Here is a 1,200-nt window from a genome sequence, read left to right as displayed (position 1 = left end):
ACTCTAGTTAATGCAACTGCCAAAGTTAATCTTTGTTTTATTCGGTTGATGGTTAAGAGGCTTGCAGCCTCTTCTTAGATGTCAAATGAGTTCTATAAGCTAACTTATACTAATCTAACTCCCGGCGTCCTTCTAAGGCTCTTGCCAATGTCACCTCGTCAGCGTACTCTAAATCTCCACCGACGGGTAAACCAAAAGCAATCCGCGTCACCTTGGTAAATGGTTTGAGTAGCTGACCAAGATACAACGTCGTTGTCTCACCTTCCACACTTGGACTAATTGCCATAATCACTTCTTGAGGTTTTTGCTGACTCACCCGCCGCACTAGAGCTTGGATAGTCAATTGTTCTGGCCCAATACCATCTATCGGAGAAATTACCCCACCCAAAACGTGATACTTGCCTTTGTACTCGCGGGTTTTTTCTAACGCAATTACATCGCGAGGATCTGCTACGACGCAGATAGTACTGTTGTCGCGGTTGGCATTGCGGCAGATTTCACACACTGGTTCAGCAGATAAGTGAAAGCAGACAGAACACAAGCCTATCTGTTTTTTTGCCTCAATTAGGGCTTGTGCCAAAGCCTCTATTTCTGCTTCTGGGCGCTTTAAAATATGCAAAGCCAATCGCTGAGCGGTTTTGGGGCCGACTCCTGGTAGCCGTTGCAACTGTTCAATTAACCGTGCTAAAGGACGTGCGTAAACCGTTGTCTTATCTCCAGAATGTTTTACCTTAACTATGATGACATTCTTCCAAGATTTTGGGATTGGTTGTTATGAGTCAGGATACCAGGAAAAATATTGTATTAAATGTGCCGCGATAGGCTACGCCCCGCCGGAGGCGATCGCCAATTTTGTGGAGTCATGGACCGCGCTGGCTCCCCTTAAAAAGGGGGGAACGTCTAAAGCCCCCTTTCTAAGGGGGTTGGGGGATCTGAGTGCGTAAGTTCTGTATTTAATCGTGCGATCGCTTGACCAATGCTGTTAAAAATACCAACACAAAAGCGCTCCCCATTTCTGGAGAGCGCCTTTAGTTGTAGAGACGCGATGCATCGCGTCTTATTCAAAAATTAACCGTTGATTGCAGGAGCACTGATAGCCACAAGAGCAGAATCAAGCGCAGCCAAATCGAGAGGGAAGTTGTGAGCATTGCGCTCGTGCATCACTTCCATACCCAAGTTAGCCCGGTTGATTACATCTGC

The 1,200-nt window shown here is 46.5% G+C and carries 1 protein-coding gene and 1 pseudogene; both read right to left on the bottom strand.

Annotated elements, in window-relative coordinates:
• Positions 1 to 109 precede the first annotated feature (109 nt).
• Positions 110 to 739, bottom strand: coding sequence for a recombination mediator RecR (gene recR / locus HCR01_RS37935; RefSeq protein ID WP_193201016.1), 630 nt, complete (start codon positions 737 to 739; stop codon positions 110 to 112).
• Between the two features lie 329 nt (positions 740 to 1,068).
• Positions 1,069 to 1,200 (bottom strand): annotated as a pseudogene (locus HCR01_RS37930) (photosystem II q(b) protein); the annotation flags it as partial.

It is taken from the genome of Nostoc sp. MG11 (genome assembly GCF_014904695.1).
In the GTDB taxonomy this organism is placed as follows: Bacteria; Cyanobacteriota; Cyanobacteriia; order Cyanobacteriales; family Nostocaceae; genus Komarekiella.
The sequence above is the reverse complement of the archived record's forward strand: the minus strand, read 5'-3'. Positions and strand labels throughout refer to the sequence as shown.